The organism is Subsaximicrobium wynnwilliamsii (assembly GCF_007997225.1).
GTDB lineage: Bacteria > Bacteroidota > Bacteroidia > Flavobacteriales > Flavobacteriaceae > Psychroserpens > Psychroserpens wynnwilliamsii.
Genome location: NZ_VORM01000001.1, coordinates 216358 through 235692, shown reverse-complemented (window position 1 = coordinate 235692; position 19335 = coordinate 216358). Strand labels below are relative to the sequence as shown.

Annotated in this window: 11 protein-coding genes, 1 pseudogene and 1 CRISPR repeat array; of the genes and pseudogenes, 5 read left to right on the top strand and 7 right to left on the bottom strand. The window is 36.1% G+C overall.

Annotated features, from left to right (window positions below; genetic code table 11):
• The first annotated feature begins 137 nt into the window (after window positions 1–137).
• A complete protein-coding gene (cas9, locus tag ESY88_RS00965; protein WP_147084980.1) occupies window positions 138–3542 on the top strand; it encodes a type II CRISPR RNA-guided endonuclease Cas9 in 3405 nt (1134 codons plus the stop codon).
• Window positions 3543–3911: 369 nt separating this feature from the next.
• Window positions 3912–8619: direct repeats of the CRISPR family, unit length 36 nt; unit sequence GTTGTGGTTTGATTAAAGATTAGAAGACACGATATT.
• A gap of 105 nt (window positions 8620–8724) precedes the next feature.
• Here cas9 and cas2 read toward each other — a convergent pair.
• From cas2 to ESY88_RS00950, 3 genes are all read right to left on the bottom strand, one after another.
• Window positions 8725–9054, bottom strand: coding sequence for a CRISPR-associated endonuclease Cas2 (gene cas2, locus ESY88_RS00960; protein WP_147084979.1), 330 nt, complete (start codon window positions 9052–9054; stop codon window positions 8725–8727).
• A complete protein-coding gene (gene cas1, locus ESY88_RS00955; RefSeq protein ID WP_147084978.1) occupies window positions 9045–9929 on the bottom strand; it encodes a type II CRISPR-associated endonuclease Cas1 in 885 nt (294 codons plus the stop codon). The genes cas2 and cas1 overlap by 10 nt, the downstream gene beginning before the upstream one ends.
• A 251-nt stretch (window positions 9930–10180) precedes the next feature.
• Window positions 10181–10378, bottom strand: coding sequence for a hypothetical protein (locus ESY88_RS00950; protein WP_147084977.1), 198 nt, complete (start codon window positions 10376–10378; stop codon window positions 10181–10183).
• Between the two features lie 188 nt (window positions 10379–10566).
• Between ESY88_RS00950 and ESY88_RS00945 the strand changes: the two genes are divergently transcribed.
• Together ESY88_RS00945 and ESY88_RS00940 are read left to right on the top strand one after the other, a co-directional pair.
• Window positions 10567–11451: a DUF488 domain-containing protein gene (locus tag ESY88_RS00945; RefSeq protein WP_147084976.1), complete on the top strand. Its 885-nt coding sequence runs from the start codon at window positions 10567–10569 to the stop codon at window positions 11449–11451.
• A gap of 3 nt (window positions 11452–11454) precedes the next feature.
• Window positions 11455–12276, top strand: a complete 822-nt coding sequence (locus ESY88_RS00940) for a hypothetical protein (RefSeq protein ID WP_147084975.1) — start codon at window positions 11455–11457, stop codon at window positions 12274–12276.
• A gap of 953 nt (window positions 12277–13229) precedes the next feature.
• Here ESY88_RS00940 and ESY88_RS00935 read toward each other — a convergent pair.
• Complete coding sequence (locus ESY88_RS00935; RefSeq protein ID WP_223270675.1) at window positions 13230–14024, bottom strand: nucleotidyl transferase AbiEii/AbiGii toxin family protein; 795 nt, start codon at window positions 14022–14024, stop codon at window positions 13230–13232.
• 37 nt (window positions 14025–14061) lie between these two features.
• The gene (locus ESY88_RS00930; protein WP_147084973.1) at window positions 14062–15063 is read right to left on the bottom strand and encodes a type IV toxin-antitoxin system AbiEi family antitoxin; all 1002 of its coding nucleotides are present in this window, start codon (window positions 15061–15063) and stop codon (window positions 14062–14064) included.
• Window positions 15064–15591: 528 nt separating this feature from the next.
• On the opposite strand from ESY88_RS00930, the pseudogene ESY88_RS00925 reads away from it, so the two are divergent.
• Window positions 15592–16092 (top strand): annotated as a pseudogene (locus ESY88_RS00925) (ATP-binding protein); the annotation flags it as partial.
• Between the two features lie 322 nt (window positions 16093–16414).
• Here ESY88_RS00925 and ESY88_RS00920 read toward each other — a convergent pair.
• Together ESY88_RS00920 and ESY88_RS00915 are read right to left on the bottom strand one after the other, a co-directional pair.
• Window positions 16415–16672 carry a hypothetical protein gene (locus ESY88_RS00920; protein WP_189702480.1) on the bottom strand — a complete coding sequence of 86 codons (258 nt, stop codon included), beginning with the start codon at window positions 16670–16672 and terminating at the stop codon, window positions 16415–16417.
• A 181-nt stretch (window positions 16673–16853) separates the two neighbouring features.
• Window positions 16854–18089 (bottom strand): 3-deoxy-D-manno-octulosonic acid transferase, encoded by a 1236-nt coding sequence (locus ESY88_RS00915; RefSeq protein ID WP_147084971.1) that lies wholly within the window; start codon window positions 18087–18089, stop codon window positions 16854–16856.
• 88 nt (window positions 18090–18177) lie between these two features.
• Here ESY88_RS00915 and ESY88_RS00910 point away from each other — a divergent pair, with 88 nt between their 5' ends.
• A complete protein-coding gene (locus ESY88_RS00910) occupies window positions 18178–19332 on the top strand; it encodes a DegT/DnrJ/EryC1/StrS family aminotransferase (RefSeq protein ID WP_147084970.1) in 1155 nt (384 codons plus the stop codon).
• The last annotated feature ends 3 nt before the right edge of the window (window positions 19333–19335 follow it).

Sequence of the window (19335 nt, the reverse complement as noted above, 5' to 3'; positions counted from 1 at the left end):
TGATAAGATTAAAGATTAGAAGTTTTAATCTGGTTCAAATGTAAGAAAATTTTTTAATATACAAATGAGGTATCCCACGTAACTTGTCTTAAAGTTTTTCGTTAAGTTTAGCCTTCATTAAAATCAATAAGAAAAGCATGGCAAGAATTTTAGGATTGGATTTGGGCACTAACTCGATAGGGTGGGCGTTGATAGATGATGAAAAAAAAGAAATATTAGGTATTGGGAGCAGGATATTCCCAGAAGGCGTGGTAAATCTTGGGGAAGGAGAGGGGCGAGAAACCTCAAAAAATGCTAGCAGGACGGAAGATAGGGGCGTTAGAAGACAGTTTTTTAGACGTCGTTTACGCAAACGGTATTTATTAAGGGAGCTGGCAAAACACGATATGTGTCCTATTGATTATAACATGGTTAAAGTTTGGAATCAAAAGGAGATCTTCAGTAATAAAAATTTGCAAGAATGGTTAAGACTGAATCCTTACCAATTGCGTGCTAAAGCGATTAATGAAGAAGTGAGTTTGGATGAACTTGGGCGTATATTCTATCATATGATACAAAGACGCGGTTTTCAAAGTAACAGTAGGAGCGCTGGTGCAGAGACTAATGAGAAAAGTGTCATTTTTAAGGGCGATGCCAAGGCAGGAAAAATAGGTATTGCAGAAACTGCCAATAGTATAGAAGATCATCAAACACTTGGCTCTTATTTGAACCAGATATATCCCAAAGAAAATGCACCTTTCACTGATGAATTGGAGCGCATTAGAAATAGATACACCACGCGACAAATGTACATTGATGAGTTTGAAGCCATATGGGAGCATCAAAAGCAGTATCACAGTGAGCTTACAGATGAGCTGAAAACCATATATGGCGGCCGCAAAAAAGATGGTTTCCCAGAAGATGGTGTTTTATTTCATCAACGTCCTTTGCGATCCCAAAAACATCTGGTTGGCAATTGCTCGCTTGAACCAAAAAAGACCAAATGCCAGATAAGCGCAATCCCTAATGAGCAGAGGCGTATTTACGAATGGCTCAATACCCTCAAATGTGATTTGGCTGGGGAGAAAGTCAAAATAAATTCAGAAGAAAGAGAAAAGATTTTAGATCTCTTGTTTTCAAAAGAGAAAGTAAAGTTTAAGGAAATTAGAAAAGCCATTGGCAAATTAGATGGGCATTACCAGTTTAATTACAAGGATGACGATGCTATTTATGGAAGTCATACCATAAGCAATCTATCAAATAAGAAATTCTTCGGTAAGGCATGGTTTGATTTTTCAGATAAGGAGCAAGAAGATATTTGGCACGTGCTCTACAGTTTTGACGATCGGGATAAGCTTAAAGCATATGCTCTTGAAAGATGGGAGTTTAACGAGGAGAAGGCAGAGAAAATTTCAAAATTTAATTTGAAGGATGGTTATGCCAACCTAAGCAGAAAGGCCATTAGTAATATGCTGCCATTTTTAAAATTAGGTTTTACTTATGATATAGCAGTGGCACTAGGAGGTGTGAAAAACGCTCTGGGAATCAAATGGGAACCACAAGAGGATTTCATGCTGAATAATGTTCCTGAAATTGTGCGATCCAATCTCGAAGGCGGTTACATAGCACATCTCAAGGAAATGCTAAAAAAAGAAAGCCAGTTATCAGACAAAGAATTAGCGAAGCTTTATCATCACAGCAGCAATATTGAAATCACTAAGTTGTTGGATAGGTTGCCAGTTAACCCAGAAGCGGATAAAGAAATACAAAGTATTAAAAACCCCGTGGTTATCACTGCGCTTTTTGAAATTAGGAAATTAGTCAATGAAATAATTGATGATTATGGAAAACCAGACGAAATTAAAGTAGAACTGGCGCGAGACCTAAAAATATCAAAGTCCAAAAGAAATGACATTAGAAAGGAGCAGCAACGTTTGGAACGTGAAAATGATCGGGTAAAGGCAGAGCTAGATTATATTGGTCAACGACCAACCCATGTCAATATCTTAAAATATAAACTTTGGGAAGAGTGCAATAGAACTTGTCCATACACTGGGCGAAACATTGAGGTAAATCAATTGTTTAGTGGGGAAGTTCAAATTGAACATATTTATCCTTGGAGTCGTTCTTTAAACGACAGCTTTATGAATAAAACGCTTTGTTTTGTAGATGAGAATGGGGCAAAGGGTGATTTAACCCCTTTTGAGTTTTATGGTAAATTGGGCGAACAAAAATGGGAAGCAATTAAGCTACAGGCATTAAGTTGTTTCAAAAACAAGGCGCATTATCCAAGCGCTTATTTTAAATTCAAACAATTTGTAAAGCAAAAACACGATTCAGATTTCATCTCAAGACAACTTAATGATACGCGCTATATAAGCAAAGAAGCCAATAATTATTTATCTAAAATTTGCAGCAAGGTTATGGTGGCACCAGGTCAAATGACCTCAAATTTAAGGCATCACTGGGGATTGAATTCGGTTTTAAATTTAGAGGATGATACTAAAACCAGAGACGATCATCGTCATCACGCCATTGACGCTTTGGTAATGGCTTGTTCAACAAGAGGCCATCTACAAGAATTGAGTAAGTGGAATAGATATGACAGGTCTTACGATCTCAATAATTTCCCTAAACCGTGGGAAAGCTTTAGGGAAGATGCTGAAAAAGCAGTTGACGGGATATTGGTTTCTCACAAGAAATCGAAATCTATTCTTACCGTAAGAAAGCATATAACAGAGAAAAATGGCGAAAGGTACACCAACAAGGGAGTAGCGGCTCGTGGACAGCTGCACAAGGAAACGGTGTTTGCCAAAAGACAAGCTCCAAATAGCGACGAGGCTTTTCACGTGAGGAAACCAATTGATAGTTTAACAACCGAAAAGCAATTGGAAAAGGTTGTAGATATTACTATTAAACAGTTGATTTTTAAACGAATTAATGTATTGGGAGGTTTTGTAAAAGGAAAGATTCCTCTTGAAACATTTTTTACCGTCGATGAAAATGGAAACAAGCAGCCGCAAATCTTTTTACCTAATAAAAACGGAAATCCGGTCCCCGTACTAAAAGTGAGAATGCGGGAAAATATTGGTGGTGCAGAACAGTTGAAAGATGATCTGAATCAATGGGTCAATCCTAGAAATAACCATCACGTGTTGATTTATAAAGATGACGAAGGAAATTTAAAAGAAGACGTCGTAACATTTTGGACAGTTGTTGAGCGTAAAAGCAAGGGATTTCCTGTATATCAATTGCCCCCAGATGGAATAGAAATAATTACAGCAATGCAAATAAACGATATGTTTCTTTTGGGATTAAACGAGGATGAGATTGATTGGGAAAACCTTGATTATGTTTTTCTTAATGACTATTTATTTAAAGTTCAAACCTTATCATCTAATTTTTATGAATTTAGATTAAATAGAGATGCGACACAAATTAAAGATACAAATTCCAACGTTTTTAGAAGAATTCAAAGTTTTGGTAAAGGTAAGACCGGATGGCTGACGTTTAATCCAATCAAAGTCAAAGTTTCTGTTTCAGGAAAAATAGTAAAAATTTAATAAGACTAAAATGAAAAGTGTGATTTTACATCAAATAAATTTTTTGAGTCATGACGCGGCAAAGCTTTTCCTTAACCAAACAAAATGACGAATGGTAAAAAATAAAATAGCAGATGACGAGTTCAAATGCAAAAGTGAGGCCATCAATTATCTCATTAAATAAGCACGAAAGCAAATAGTGTATTATGATTTTGTGCGAATGAAAATAGCGAGCAAAACGGTTTTGCTAAAAAACAATCCCGGGAAGTAATGTTAGATGAATTCAAACAAGATTTCCATATGAGGAAAGTTCTTTGACATAAATGGGTTTATTAAGCAACCAAACCACAACGGAGAAATGATCTTTTCAAATTTTCGAAATGATTTTCCGTTGTGGTTTGATTAAAGATTAGAAGACACGATATTATTTGGTATTTCAAACCATCTTGCCTGTTGTTGTGGTTTGATTAAAGATTAGAAGACACGATATTCAGCGTCTGAACAATCAAGCACAAATTGTGGTTGTGGTTTGATTAAAGATTAGAAGACACGATATTAATCTTTTGTGCGCCCAAATGCAATCAATGGTTGTGGTTTGATTAAAGATTAGAAGACACGATATTGATGCCCATGTTTAAATAATTCTCTGGCAAGTTGTGGTTTGATTAAAGATTAGAAGACACGATATTTCTGCACGCTCAATGTCCACATCTCCTGTGTTGTGGTTTGATTAAAGATTAGAAGACACGATATTAAACTAAGATCTGTTAATGGCGGTATAACAGTTGTGGTTTGATTAAAGATTAGAAGACACGATATTCAGCATTGTCGATTGAATAAAGTCCACCACGTTGTGGTTTGATTAAAGATTAGAAGACACGATATTCACAAATAGAGTAATGACCTCTGCTGATGGGTTGTGGTTTGATTAAAGATTAGAAGACACGATATTCGTGTTAAACGAACAGCCTACTTTAGACTAGTTGTGGTTTGATTAAAGATTAGAAGACACGATATTCTTTATTTTAGTCCAATCGGCATAGAGGTGTTGTGGTTTGATTAAAGATTAGAAGACACGATATTATCGCAATCTATGAGTGCGGCAAAATAGGGGTTGTGGTTTGATTAAAGATTAGAAGACACGATATTTTCCTAAATGCAACACCAGGCGATCGCGTTGTTGTGGTTTGATTAAAGATTAGAAGACACGATATTGAGTATATGAGATAGATGGTGTGATGTATGTTGTGGTTTGATTAAAGATTAGAAGACACGATATTTTGGGTTATTTCTGATTGAGGATCGTTTTTGTTGTGGTTTGATTAAAGATTAGAAGACACGATATTCATTGTAGCTGTTTTGATTGCGGTACTATAGTTGTGGTTTGATTAAAGATTAGAAGACACGATATTCAAAAAAAATTTATCTCGAGGAGTTTTTAGGTTGTGGTTTGATTAAAGATTAGAAGACACGATATTTTCGTGTAAGCGATCACTAACATGGTAAGGTTGTGGTTTGATTAAAGATTAGAAGACACGATATTTTTGTGCCTTGAAACGCTTGGACGCATTCCGTTGTGGTTTGATTAAAGATTAGAAGACACGATATTCAACCACTAAATGGGAATATTGTAAGGGTGGTTGTGGTTTGATTAAAGATTAGAAGACACGATATTATAGAAGAAATTATTGAATCTTACCTAGCGGTTGTGGTTTGATTAAAGATTAGAAGACACGATATTAATATCTGAACCGCTAATTTTAGTACTGGCGTTGTGGTTTGATTAAAGATTAGAAGACACGATATTCCATTAGAAACCACAAAGAAACATTTTAGGGTTGTGGTTTGATTAAAGATTAGAAGACACGATATTTTGGGTTATTTCTGATTGAGGATCGTTTTTGTTGTGGTTTGATTAAAGATTAGAAGACACGATATTTATTGTTTTAATTTAAATTTGTTGTTCTTAGTTGTGGTTTGATTAAAGATTAGAAGACACGATATTAAAACCCTTTATTTCAATGAGCTGTTTTGTGTTGTGGTTTGATTAAAGATTAGAAGACACGATATTTTTGGCATCTGATTAAACCTTTTAAGAGATGTTGTGGTTTGATTAAAGATTAGAAGACACGATATTGTGCGACCATCGTGGTATCGGCTATTATTTGTTGTGGTTTGATTAAAGATTAGAAGACACGATATTAGAATAAATCCGAATAAGTTCAGGGATGATGTTGTGGTTTGATTAAAGATTAGAAGACACGATATTAAGAAGATACTGCGACAGGGGATTTATTAGGTTGTGGTTTGATTAAAGATTAGAAGACACGATATTGCCCATCAAGGATCCTGAGCCATACGAAGCGTTGTGGTTTGATTAAAGATTAGAAGACACGATATTAAAATTGGTTTTCTGGTGGCGCTGGTGCGTGTTGTGGTTTGATTAAAGATTAGAAGACACGATATTATTACGGAAGGCAAAGTGTTTAAGGAAATAGTTGTGGTTTGATTAAAGATTAGAAGACACGATATTTTTTATTCCAAAGACCCTGCACGCAAATTGGTTGTGGTTTGATTAAAGATTAGAAGACACGATATTCTCGGTCTTTAAATCGTCTTCGGTTATGTAGTTGTGGTTTGATTAAAGATTAGAAGACACGATATTTTGTAACTGTAGCAATTCACACGACACAGTGTTGTGGTTTGATTAAAGATTAGAAGACACGATATTCACTACCATATAGCGACTGATACGTACCTAGTTGTGGTTTGATTAAAGATTAGAAGACACGATATTAGTATTTGGTTGGGCATGGCCACTCTTGTGGTTGTGGTTTGATTAAAGATTAGAAGACACGATATTTGGCAATGCATCTAAAGACAATCGCACCAGGTTGTGGTTTGATTAAAGATTAGAAGACACGATATTAGCTAGAAATGCATTAATAGCACGAGGTTGGTTGTGGTTTGATTAAAGATTAGAAGACACGATATTCAATACCCAGGACACCGGCAGCTGTTGACGGTTGTGGTTTGATTAAAGATTAGAAGACACGATATTTCCTTAAAAAACTCGGTCGCAGTTTCTGCGTTGTGGTTTGATTAAAGATTAGAAGACACGATATTTCTCAAGCCGGTTGCATCCAAGCATTCTGCGTTGTGGTTTGATTAAAGATTAGAAGACACGATATTAATCCCCTACGAATTTCAATTAGTGATGGGGTTGTGGTTTGATTAAAGATTAGAAGACACGATATTATTAGCCTTTTCTTGATTTAAAAAAGCCCAGTTGTGGTTTGATTAAAGATTAGAAGACACGATATTGAACGCTGAAGCGTAAAATGTCATGGTTGGTTGTGGTTTGATTAAAGATTAGAAGACACGATATTGGAACCGAAATACTAGCCTTCAAGTCCCAGGTTGTGGTTTGATTAAAGATTAGAAGACACGATATTTACAGGAGCGCCATCCCGATTGGAAGGTGGTTGTGGTTTGATTAAAGATTAGAAGACACGATATTCTAAAGCTGTTTTAACGGCATTATAATGTGTTGTGGTTTGATTAAAGATTAGAAGACACGATATTCTGGTTTTTCACAAACTTGGAGAGGATGCGGTTGTGGTTTGATTAAAGATTAGAAGACACGATATTTCTGGATTAATTAACTAATATCTACCTACGGTTGTGGTTTGATTAAAGATTAGAAGACACGATATTCGCAAGATGTTTTATTCTTACGGCAATGGGGTTGTGGTTTGATTAAAGATTAGAAGACACGATATTTTCCTAAATGCAACACCAGGCGACCGCGTTGTTGTGGTTTGATTAAAGATTAGAAGACACGATATTTCCTAAATGCAACACCAGGCGACCGAGTTGTTGTGGTTTGATTAAAGATTAGAAGACACGATATTCGGCAATAAAATACATCGGCTCGATCTTCAGTTGTGGTTTGATTAAAGATTAGAAGACACGATATTTGCTTTTAAAAAACCTATTACGATGAATACGTTGTGGTTTGATTAAAGATTAGAAGACACGATATTCATAAGACGTTTATAACTAGGCGTTTTTAGGTTGTGGTTTGATTAAAGATTAGAAGACACGATATTATAATATATATTTATGATGATATTATATAGGTTGTGGTTTGATTAAAGATTAGAAGACACGATATTCACTACCACATAGCGACTGATACGTATTTAGTTGTGGTTTGATTAAAGATTAGAAGACACGATATTTATAGTAGTAATAGTATATTCATTAGTACCGTTGTGGTTTGATTAAAGATTAGAAGACACGATATTAAATGGTACAATTTAATAATAGCACTATAGTTGTGGTTTGATTAAAGATTAGAAGACACGATATTAAGCTCCCGGTCACAACGTTATTAGCGTTAGTTGTGGTTTGATTAAAGATTAGAAGACACGATATTATCTCGGCATACTCAAACTCTGGGAATACGTTGTGGTTTGATTAAAGATTAGAAGACACGATATTCTTGAGACTGCCATTTTATAGCTTTGACAAGTTGTGGTTTGATTAAAGATTAGAAGACACGATATTTCACATCGTAATCTCCATTTAATGTTGCTGGTTGTGGTTTGATTAAAGATTAGAAGACACGATATTTCATCTACGTGGTCATTGATGCTTATAACGTTGTGGTTTGATTAAAGATTAGAAGACACGATATTATTATACCGCATTTGCGCTAATAGCACCCAGTTGTGGTTTGATTAAAGATTAGAAGACACGATATTAGAACCGTGGTTCTAACCTTTCAATCCCAGGTTGTGGTTTGATTAAAGATTAGAAGACACGATATTAGGGATCTCATCGGATTGTTTGAATATTGCGTTGTGGTTTGATTAAAGATTAGAAGACACGATATTAAATACGTACAAAGCACACTACTTTGATGCGTTGTGGTTTGATTAAAGATTAGAAGACACGATATTAGCAACGGATGATCGCGGCCAAGCCCGGCGTTGTGGTTTGATTAAAGATTAGAAGACACGATATTCATGTGAGTTTTTAATTGTGTCGGTGCCTTGTTGTGGTTTGATTAAAGATTAGAAGACACGATATTAGTTGGCCTCTTGCCTTCTGGTAGTCATGCATTTAAAGTGAAATATCGTTTAAAAAAACGCTTCTTTCTTGCAGTGATAAGGCAAGATTGAAGCGTTTTTTTGTTTTAAAACAGTTCCAGTTGTGAGGGTTGTGGCTCGTTTGGCACTTCGGACCTGCCCCAAAAGTTCATGATATTGCCAAATTGTTTGTCGGTAATCCTGAGAACGCTAACCTTTCCCAAAGGCGGCAGTAAACGTTTGATGCGTTTCTCATGCACATCGGCACTTTCACTGCTTGCGCAATGCCGCATGTACACCGAGTATTGCATCATGGTGAAACCGTCCTTCAGGAGGTTTTTTCTAAAGCCAGCAGCGTTGCGTCGGTCTTTAGCTGTGTTGGTAGGTAAATCAAAAAATACAAATAACCACATAATTCTATAGGCGTTTAGTTCCATAATTTTGGATATTTGATTTTTTTCCGCTCGCCGGTATAACACTGTTGCAAGGAGCTTGCTGTTTTTTGCAGCCCTACCATGAGTGGGCTTTTCTCGGTTTTGAAATAAACGGTTCTTGTAAGTACTTGGAGTAATTCAGATTTTATCTCAGTAGTGAGTTCTTGCTCATCATAATTTTGCATGATAAAGTTTACAATTTCATCTACAGCGGGCCTAAAGGGCTCCATGATGTCATCGGCTAGGGCGAAAGCATTGTATTTGCTCTTATGGTGTATGCCCAAAGTATTTAACAAGCCGCTTCCAGATAAGGCTCTTGCGGTGGCGGCTCTCAATATGGCGTAGCCGTAATTGAGAAAATTATTGGGGTAATTGCCAAAGCGCTCTCTTTTGAAATCGATTTCAAAAAAAGATTTCCAATAAAAATTAGCGGCAACCGCTTCCATATTTGTGGTATCGCCACTCAAAACCTTGCTTTCCAAGTACTCAAACTTATTGTTTTTGGCGGTTATCTGTTCGAGTAGAATACCTTGATTCCTAATCTTTTCTTTTATGGTTTGCTGCCAAAGTTGCTTTTTTAATGGCACACTTGCTTCTATTTGATGCTTGAAGAGTTCTTGCTGCACGTGATGGCTATTGAGATTGAGCAACATGCCATTTGGCAAATGCTTGTCGTCACAGATGATACAGGCACAATTGTTATGGATCAATTTATTGAGGGCTGGCATGCTTATATAAGCTTCGTTATGGTCAATAACAACGTAACCAATGTCTTCAATGGGTATGGTTCTTTCTTTGTTATTTGCAATAATGACTAGCTGCTCATGGGCGGTGGTAATGGCACATTTGTTCGTGAAAAAAAGCGTTTTTTTAAGCATAGTTTCATGTTTAATTAAAATGAAATTTGCTATTAAAGACTATTAAGGGAAGAATAAATATATAAATTTTGATTTTAACCTGCCGTGAATTTGTAAGGTTTTTGCTGCAACAGTCATCTCCATAGCTAAATAAATCAGGAGTTTAGACTCGTCTTGGGTGCTCTGGTCAAACGTGAGGATATGTAAAAACCCATATATAAAAAAAGCCCGATACAACGTACCGAGCTTCTTAACAATAGAATCCTTATGGATTATTTGTTGTCATCTTGTTTGTCAAGAGAATCAACAGCTTCTCCTACAGCCTTACCAGCTTCTTTAGTTTCATTGACTGCATTGTCAATCGCTTTTCCAGCATCAACCATTTGATCGTCATCCTTCATTGCCTTATAATTACGCAGTATTTTTTTCACAAACAATTCGAATGAACGTTCCCAGCGGTATGTAAACATAATTTTCTCATTTTTCCAAAAAGGATGATTTTTGGGTAAAGGTCATCACGGATTGTGGGCATAAGTGGCAGATGTGCGAGGGGATAATAGTTTTTATATCTGCTAATAAGCAGAGTGGTTATAACAGATAGTGATGGATAACCCGATAAAAATTGTTAGATGGCACTTTTAATTGATAATTTTGTAGAATGTTTTATAGAAGAAAATTGGTGTTTGCTTTATTAGAGAATTTTGAAAACGGTCTTGAAAAGACACGTCTTCAAAAATTAGTTTTTTTATTAACTAAAAAGCAAAAAAATCCTAATTACGATTTTGTTCCTTATCGCTTTGGGTGTTATTCATACTCTTTAAAAGCAGATTTACAAGCAATGATAAAAAGAGATTGGATTACAATTTCTGAAAGAGGTTATGAGTTAAAAACTGAAAATAAATATTACAATGAGCTGCGTTCAGACGATAAAAAAATTGTTGATGATACAATCTCACTTTATGGGAAAATGAATACTGAACAAATAACTAAGCATACTTATTTAAATTTTCCTTATCACGCTATTAATAGTACCATCGCAAGTGATATTTTGCCTGAAAAATATTATCTACTTGTTCAAGAAGCTAAACCTAAAACTGAGGAAACCATATTATTTACTCTTGGGTATGAAGGTATATCCTTAGAGGAGTATCTTAATAGATTAATAAGGAATGATGTAAAGCTCTTGGTAGATGTTAGGAGAAATCCACTAAGTCAAAAGTATGGTTTTAGTAAAAAGCTATTAAGCAGTTTCTGTAATAATTTAGGTATTGAATATCTGCATATTCCAGAGGTTGGTATTGATTCAAGCAAAAGAAGGGAATTGAATACTCAAAAGGATTACGATATCTTATTCGATGACTACAATAAAACAGTACTTGAAGAAACAATAGAGAGTCAAGATTATATATTGAGGCTGTTAAAAAAACATAAAAGAATAGCACTCACTTGTTTTGAAGCGGATACTTGCCAGTGTCATAGAACGCATTTAGCTGAAAAAATAAAAAGATTGCCTACATTTAAATATAAATTACAACACATTTAATGAATGGCGATTACAAAAGTGCTTATAACAGTAAAGACCTATCCTTCACTTTCAGCTAGATATGGAGAGTTAGTCTGTACTGCAGGATTTCTTGAAGATGGAACTTGGATGAGACTCTACCCAATTCCTTTTAGAAAACTCAAGTACGATGAAAAGTATAAGAAGTATCAATGGATTGAACTAGATATAGTTAAAAACAATAAAGATTTTAGACCGGAAAGTTTTAGACCAGCTACCATCGATACACCTATAACTCTATTAGATACTATTGACACCAAAGGAAACTGGTATAAGCGGAAGCAAATTGCCCTCAAGAATGTTCATAAGGACATAAAAGCACTTATTGACGAAGCACATGACAAAGAAATCTGCACCTCACTTGCAGTTTTTAAACCAACAAAAGTATTAGACTTCAAAATTGAAAAAGTATCCTCGGAATGGGATAAAAAAAAGATTGATCAACAAAAAGCTCTTAATGACCAAGGTAACCTTTTTGAAATGGAAGAATTACCGTTTGAAGTTGTAGAAAAACTACCATATAAGTTTTCATATGTGATTGAAGATGAAAATGGTGTTTCTAGTACTATGATGATTGAAGATTGGGAGATTGGACAATTATACAGAAATACATTGGCAGCTGCTGAAGGTAATGAAGCAATCGCTGTTCAAAAAGTAAAAGAAAAATATTTCGATTATTTTGCACTTAAAAGAGATTTGTATCTGTATTTAGGAACTACAAAAGCTTTTCATTATCGATCTAAAAACCCTTTTATGATTATAGGCACATTTACGCCAAATATAGAAACTCAGACTTCTCTCTTTTAATTATGATTTGTATTTTCTGTAAGCAAGACTCTAGTGATTCCAAAAGTGTTCAATACGTAATTTCTAAATCTTTGGGTAATTAGGATTTGATGCTTACAAAAGGGATAGTATGTGATAAATATATTCAAGAATTAAACAATAACAACTATGATTTCGATTAAAGCAATTAAGCCCGGACCTAAGCCAAAAAAAAGAAGATGGCACTCCAGATAAGAGGAGGAGAGTAACTCCACCAAGCAAACAAAAGCATCCTGAACTAAAACCTCATAAGCATAAGCCTGGAGATTAAATTCTTTCACGGTTGAGAATATCCCATTAAAAGTGATATTGAATAAACTCCATCCAAGTTTTAAGAATAGGATGATTCAAACGTATGCAACCTTACCCAATCTCAGCCTTCTATAAAACTGCTTATTCCGATACATATTAGTTTTCTGTATCTACTTTTTAAAAGCTCCCTGACGGTCTATGGAATAAATACCATCAAAGTTGAGTGCTATAGCATTATGAACTGCCATAAGGATTTTTGCGTCCGCAATGTTGAGTTTTAGGTCAATCTCTTCCGACAGCCGGATTTGCATCTTTCTTGCATTAAAATTTGTTTCGACAGCCTCTTTTACGCTTAACAGTTCCGAAGAGTAAAACAAATTCCCTTGAAGATTAATTATGCGTTTGATTTGAAATTGTTGTTACGGGAGTCTGGAGCTAAAAAAATTAGGGATAGGCTGTCTTGATGAGAAAGATTATTTTAGAATAAATTCTACTAAGATTCAAATTGAAACCTATGATATAAGGATTAAAAATCAATTCTGGGGTGACATGGCTCTAGCATTATCTGAATTGAATTGAATTTAAATTGCGTTTGTTGTTGAAATGCTTAGGATCGAAGGGTAGTTTGGGAGTGGAGTAGTTAGGAAGGAGAATTGAAAGTAAAGGATCTAATAGGGAAGTTGCTATTTTTGCCTTAGCCCATCAACTATGTTTTGAATGCTTTGCAGCACTTCTTCATAGTTCAGGGATTTATGTGTTTCAATAATTTGGTTAATGAGTTTACTTTCCTCTTTGTTGTTTAGTGCTTCATTTAGGATTTCTAAAATTGGTGCTATTGTTTCTTGATGGTTTTTAAGTAGATCATTGATGTCCTTTCCTAACAGAACCGCACCTGCTGTGGTGCTTTTAAATGGTTCGGCTGCATATACTTCTTCATAATAGGTGGTGGCAGCTCTTTCTTCGTGAATGGATAAATAATTTCCTAGAATAAACCCAATATCATCTGCATCCTTATTGTTAGTCTGGTTTCGGTCTTTCCAAGCAATTATTTTTAATATGAAAATGCCAGTGAGGGAGGCGATTTTGATTTCGGTTTCATTGTCGATTTTTACTTTTAGCGCGGATTCACCGGCAGCGGTAAATCCTAGAACAGACATTGCCAGTTCTTCATTAGGAGGCCAGAATATTTTGTGATTGGTTTTCATTATGTCACCCAATGGCACAATATCTAGTGGAAATTTTTCACGATATAAGAAGCGTTGTTTTTGATTTGGATCTTTCTTGAAATTTTTGAGATTCGTTATTTCTTCCTCTACTTTTTTCCATTGCTCCCAGTCATTAACCGTGATTGCAATATCTAAATCATACGTTAAGCGGCCAGACGTTGCATTATGCATTTCCATCATAATGTCTCTAGCCGTTGCGCCTATGACAAAAAAAGAAATGCCGGCTTCTTTGCAGTATGCGGTAAGTTCCAAAAGAATCGGCTTCAATAAGGGGTGTGAGAAATTTGCACTAGATATGTTGTAGCTCATTCTCTAGTATTTTTTTAGCAGTTTCGATATTTCTACCAAAACCGCTGTTAATTAAATCTGCATATATTAAAAGTGATGGTACCACTTGATTGTTGTTTAAATTATTCTTCCAGAATTTTTGGAGGATTTCAAGGTTGCCATCTTCACTTGGTGCCAAGTGTAACTTACTTGCTACTTGAGAAAGTTCTAAATCTGTAAAAACGGTAAATTGCTCGGGTCTTAAATTATCTGTCAAAAGTGCGCCACCAGGCTCACCTCCCCAAAGAATTGAACCGTTTTCAGAATGTAAATTTATATCTCGCCATTTTTTTTGATGATCTGGATCTATAAACCGCATACGCTTTCTTAAGATTCTAGGTCTTAGTGTAGCATTGAAATCGACCACCCAGCGTTCTAATAGTTCTGTCTTATTTTTGAGAATTCGCTTATTGTTTGTTTTTAGAAGATAGTTTAGCTCTTCTAGCTCTGCCATTACATTACTTACTGATCCAACAGAAACATTGCTTTGTTCAGCTATTCTTCTATAAGAATCTTGAAGGTGTTCAGGTTTATTTAATAAATGAAAAATAATTTTCAGTCCTGTTTCTTGAAAAGCTCGTGATTGGTTGGTTTTATCCTTTTTATTATTTTTTTGACCTTCAACAAAAATGGCTAAATATTTATATTTTATAAAGGCATTGCCAGCGACATCTATATAGTTAAAACCACGTTTTTTAAGCTCTTCCGTTGCTTTTTTAGAAATATATTCGGCGATTAAAATAATAGGTCTGCTATTATTATTTTTAATTTCTTCCAATTGAGATAAAATAAAGCCTTGATTAGATGTTCTAATTGCAGACTTTGTTTCTACCAAGAATTGCGCATTGCCTATAGTTAGGAGCGCATGATAATTGTCCTTATTACTATCTATTTGTATAGGGATATTGATAAGTTCTTCTAGTTTAGAAGTAGCTTCGTAGATAAAGTCATTATTACGGTACATAACACTTTGTGTTCATTATTTTACGTTGTTCAGTGACAATGAACATTCAAATATAATGAACAATTTGAAATAAGCAAAGTAAGAGTAAATAAATTTGATGAAAGGCAGGTTATGATTTATTAGATGCTTAAAAGTTTATGAAATATTAGAGTAAGAATACGCTAAAAGAACATAATTCAATGTTCAATAAAAAAAGCTTTGTCTTATCGGACAATGAGTTTTTTACAGTGAAGTGTGTAAATGCCATTTAAGAATATCACATAGTTATTTAGTTTATAAATTTAATAAAGTTTAAGATTATAAATACTAATTAAGGTGTAAGTTGTACAATGATTTGTTGGAATCTAAAATGGAGCCAGCTCCCTTGGCGTTCTAACAGTAACCTTCCATCTCCCATCCAACTTCACAAGCTTAAAGACTCCAGGAGTCTTATCATAGGCTGTGGAGTATTTTACCCAAGCTACATCGTCCTTCATGTCTTGATCAATTAATTTGAAGTTTGTTTTTGAGCTTTTGGGCTTTGCGAATATCTTTACCGACAGAATTGAAATCACATCGGCAGGTGGTTTGCCGGAAGGATTGAGCAAACAAGAATTTTTCGAGGGCTTTTCAGTTCCACGAAGCAAGGAACTGATGCGAATTTTTAAAGATTTGGAACTGGTAGAGCAGTTGGGTTCTGGTATTCCTCGTATTTTGGAACACTATGGCAAAGAAAGCTTTAGTTTTTCAGATAACTTTCTTAGAATGACTCTTATTGCTAATGAAGTTACTGATGAACCTACTGTTAAAGCAGATGACAAAGAAGGTGGTGTAAGAGGTGGTGCAACGGGTGGTGCAATCGATACAACTGATGCTCTGACTAAAAGACAAAAAGAAGTTCTCAAACTTATTGCAAACAATACTGCTATTACTTATACTGAAATAGCTGAAGCTTTAAGTATAAATGAATCTGCTGTTGGCAAACATATTACAGCTATTAAGAATAAAGGATTTTTAACACTCGAACAACGCTTGGTACCACCCAGGTAGTGGTTTGATTAAAGATTAGAAGACACGATAATGGCACATTTGTTCGTAAAAAAAAGCGTTTTTTTAAGCATAGTTTCATGTTTAATTAAAATGAAATTTGCTATTAAAGACTATTAAGGGAAGAATAAATATATAAATTTTGATTTTAGCCTGCCGTGAATTTGTAAGGTTTTTGCTGCAACAGTCATTTCCATAGCTAAATAAATCAGGAGTTTAGACTCGTCTTGGGTGCTCTGGTCAAACGTGAGGATATGTAAAAACCCATATATAAAAAAAGCCCGATACAACGTACCGAGCTTCTTAACAATAGAATTCTTATGGATTATTTGTTGTCATCTTGTTTGTCAAGAGAATCAACAGCCTCTCCTACAGCCTCTCCAGCTTCTTTAGTTTCATTGACTGCATTGTCAATCGCTTTTCCAGCCGATTCTAAAGCACCTTCGGTAGCTTCTGCTGCGTTTTCTGCACTATTTTCAACAGCATCTGCAGCATTGTCGTTACTTTCTTCAGTTTCTCTGCAAGAGCTAACAGATACCAAAAGTGCCAAAGCCAAAGCGCTATTTAAAACTAATTTTTTCATCATTGTAATTTTAGGTTGTTTTATGCCGCGAAAGTAATCACTTCTTCGCGATTTAAATAATAAAAATTAACATTTATTAACAGCTTCTTTAGGGTTCAAAATTCAAAATTCAAGGTTCAAAATTCAAGGTTCAAAATTCAGGGTTGGAATTTGGTATTTGGAATTTGAAAGTTTTCCCTTTTCATCTGCCCTCTAGTCGCAGGTATGCCATAATCTGTTCCACAGCGCCACTGTGTGCTTCAATGTAATGGGCATTCTTTTTGCCTTCCGAAGCCATTACAGGTTTTGAACTTAAAAAGCGGTCCAATACCGTTTTGAGGTCATGCTTATTTTTTACTGAAGTCACAGCGGCTTCAGCAATCATGGCAGCCGCTTCTGGAAATTTTGTGTGATTATGGCCAATGATGATTGGTGTACCAAACACCGCGGGTTCCAAAATGTTGTGTAAGCCAGTCTTGCCCATCGCACCGCCCACATAAGCCAGATCGGCATAACTGTAAATTTTAGTGAGTAAGCCAATGCTGTCGATGATCAATACGGAGTATTCTGAAAGGTTTTTCCCTTCCTTTTCTGAAAACAGTAGTGTTTTGACTTTTAGGTTCTTGAGAATGTCACGGATGTGATTTTTCTTTATCTCATGTGGGGCGATGATGAATTTTAAGGCTTCGGAAGCATTGTCGTTGATATACGGAAGCAGAACAGCTTCGTCTTCTGGCCAAGAACTGCCAATGACCACACAAGTGCTTTGAGCCTTAAATGCTGCAATAAAATCCAATTGATTGTTAATTTGCAATTGATTGGAAACCCGGTCATAACGTGTGTCGCCGGAAATGCTAACCTGATTATAGTTGATCGCTTTCAGCAATTGCTTGGACTGTTCATCCTGAACGAAAATATGTTCAAAGGCAAATAGTGCCTTCCGAAGCACGCTGCCGTAAAATTGAAAATAAATCTGCTTTTTTCTGAATCTTGCTGAAATCAAAACCGCGCTGCGATGGTCCTTTTTTAAGGCCTTTAAATAGTTGGGCCAAATGTCATATTTCACAAAAATACTGAGCGAGGGGCGCACCAAATCCATAAAACGTTTGGCATTTACGGGGGTGTCTATGGGCAGGTAAACCACAACATCGGCAATGGCGCTGTTTTTACGAATCTCATAGCCGGAAGGGGAAAAAAAACTGAGTACAATTTTGTGATCTGGAAAATCCTTCCGCAGCAATTCAAACACCGGCAGCCCTTGTTCATATTCGCCCAAAGAGGCACAGTGAAACCAAAGCGTTTGGTCGGTTTTAGAAATAGCAGCTTCTAAAATTGCAAACGTGTCTCGTCTTCCAACCACCCCTTTTTTGATTTTTTCATTGAAAAAGGAAAGTGATTTTAAAATGAATCGAAATATGTAGATTCCAAAAGTGTACAAGCCACAGCGTCTTAGTGTCCTGCGAAAATACAGTACTTTCAAATAATTTCATTGTTAAATGACAATGATTTTCGTAATTTCGTCTGGTATGAAAACAATTCAAATGGTTGACCTCAAAGGTCAATATAGCAAGATAAAGGAAGACGTGGACGCTTCGGTTTTAGAAGTCTTGGATTCCACCGCCTATATCAACGGACCTAAGGTTCATCAATTTCAAAAAAATCTGGAAGCCTATTTGGGCGTCAAACATGTCATTCCTTGTGCCAATGGTACCGATGCATTGCAAATCGCCATGATGGGACTCGGCCTAAAACCAGGCGATGAGGTCATCACGGCCGATTTCACTTTCGCTGCGACGGTTGAGGTCATAGCGCTGTTGCAGTTAACACCGGTTCTGGTTGATGTGGATGAAGTCACTTTCAATATCGATATTGATGCCATCAAAAAAGCAATCACGCCAAAGACCAAAGCCATTGTGCCTGTGCATCTTTTTGGGATGTGCGCCAATATGGAAGCGATTATGGCCATTGCCAAAGAGCACAATCTATTTGTGATTGAAGACAACGCCCAAGGCATTGGTGCAGATTATACCTGGAGCAACGGTAAAAAGTCGAAATCGGGAACGATTGGTCATGTGGCCTCTACCTCTTTTTTTCCGTCGAAAAATTTAGGATGTTATGGTGACGGCGGTGCGATTTTTACCAACGATGATGATTTGGCGCATATCATAAGAGGCATTGTCAATCATGGCATGTACGAGCGCTACCATCACGATGTGGTGGGCGTGAATTCACGATTGGATTCGATACAGGCCGCTATTTTGGATATCAAACTGAAACATTTAGACACCTATAACAAGAAACGTCAAAACGCAGCGAGAGCTTATAATAAGGCTTTTAAAAATGAAGAACACATCGTAATCCCAACGGGCAGAGACGTGTGCTCTGGCATTTGCGATACCTGTGACTGCCACGTGTTTCATCAATATACCTTGCGCATTCTCAATGGTAAGCGCGATGCCTTGGTCAAACATTTGAATGAAAATGGCATCCCTTGTGGCGTTTATTATCCAATTCCCTTGCACCTGCAAAAAGCCTATACAGATTCGCGCTACATCGAATCAGATTTTACGGTGACCAACCGCTTGATTGCTGAAGTGATTTCCCTGCCCATGCACACGGAGTTGGACGATGAGCAAATTGCATTTATTGCGGCCACGCTTAAGAATTTTATAAACGCTTAACAC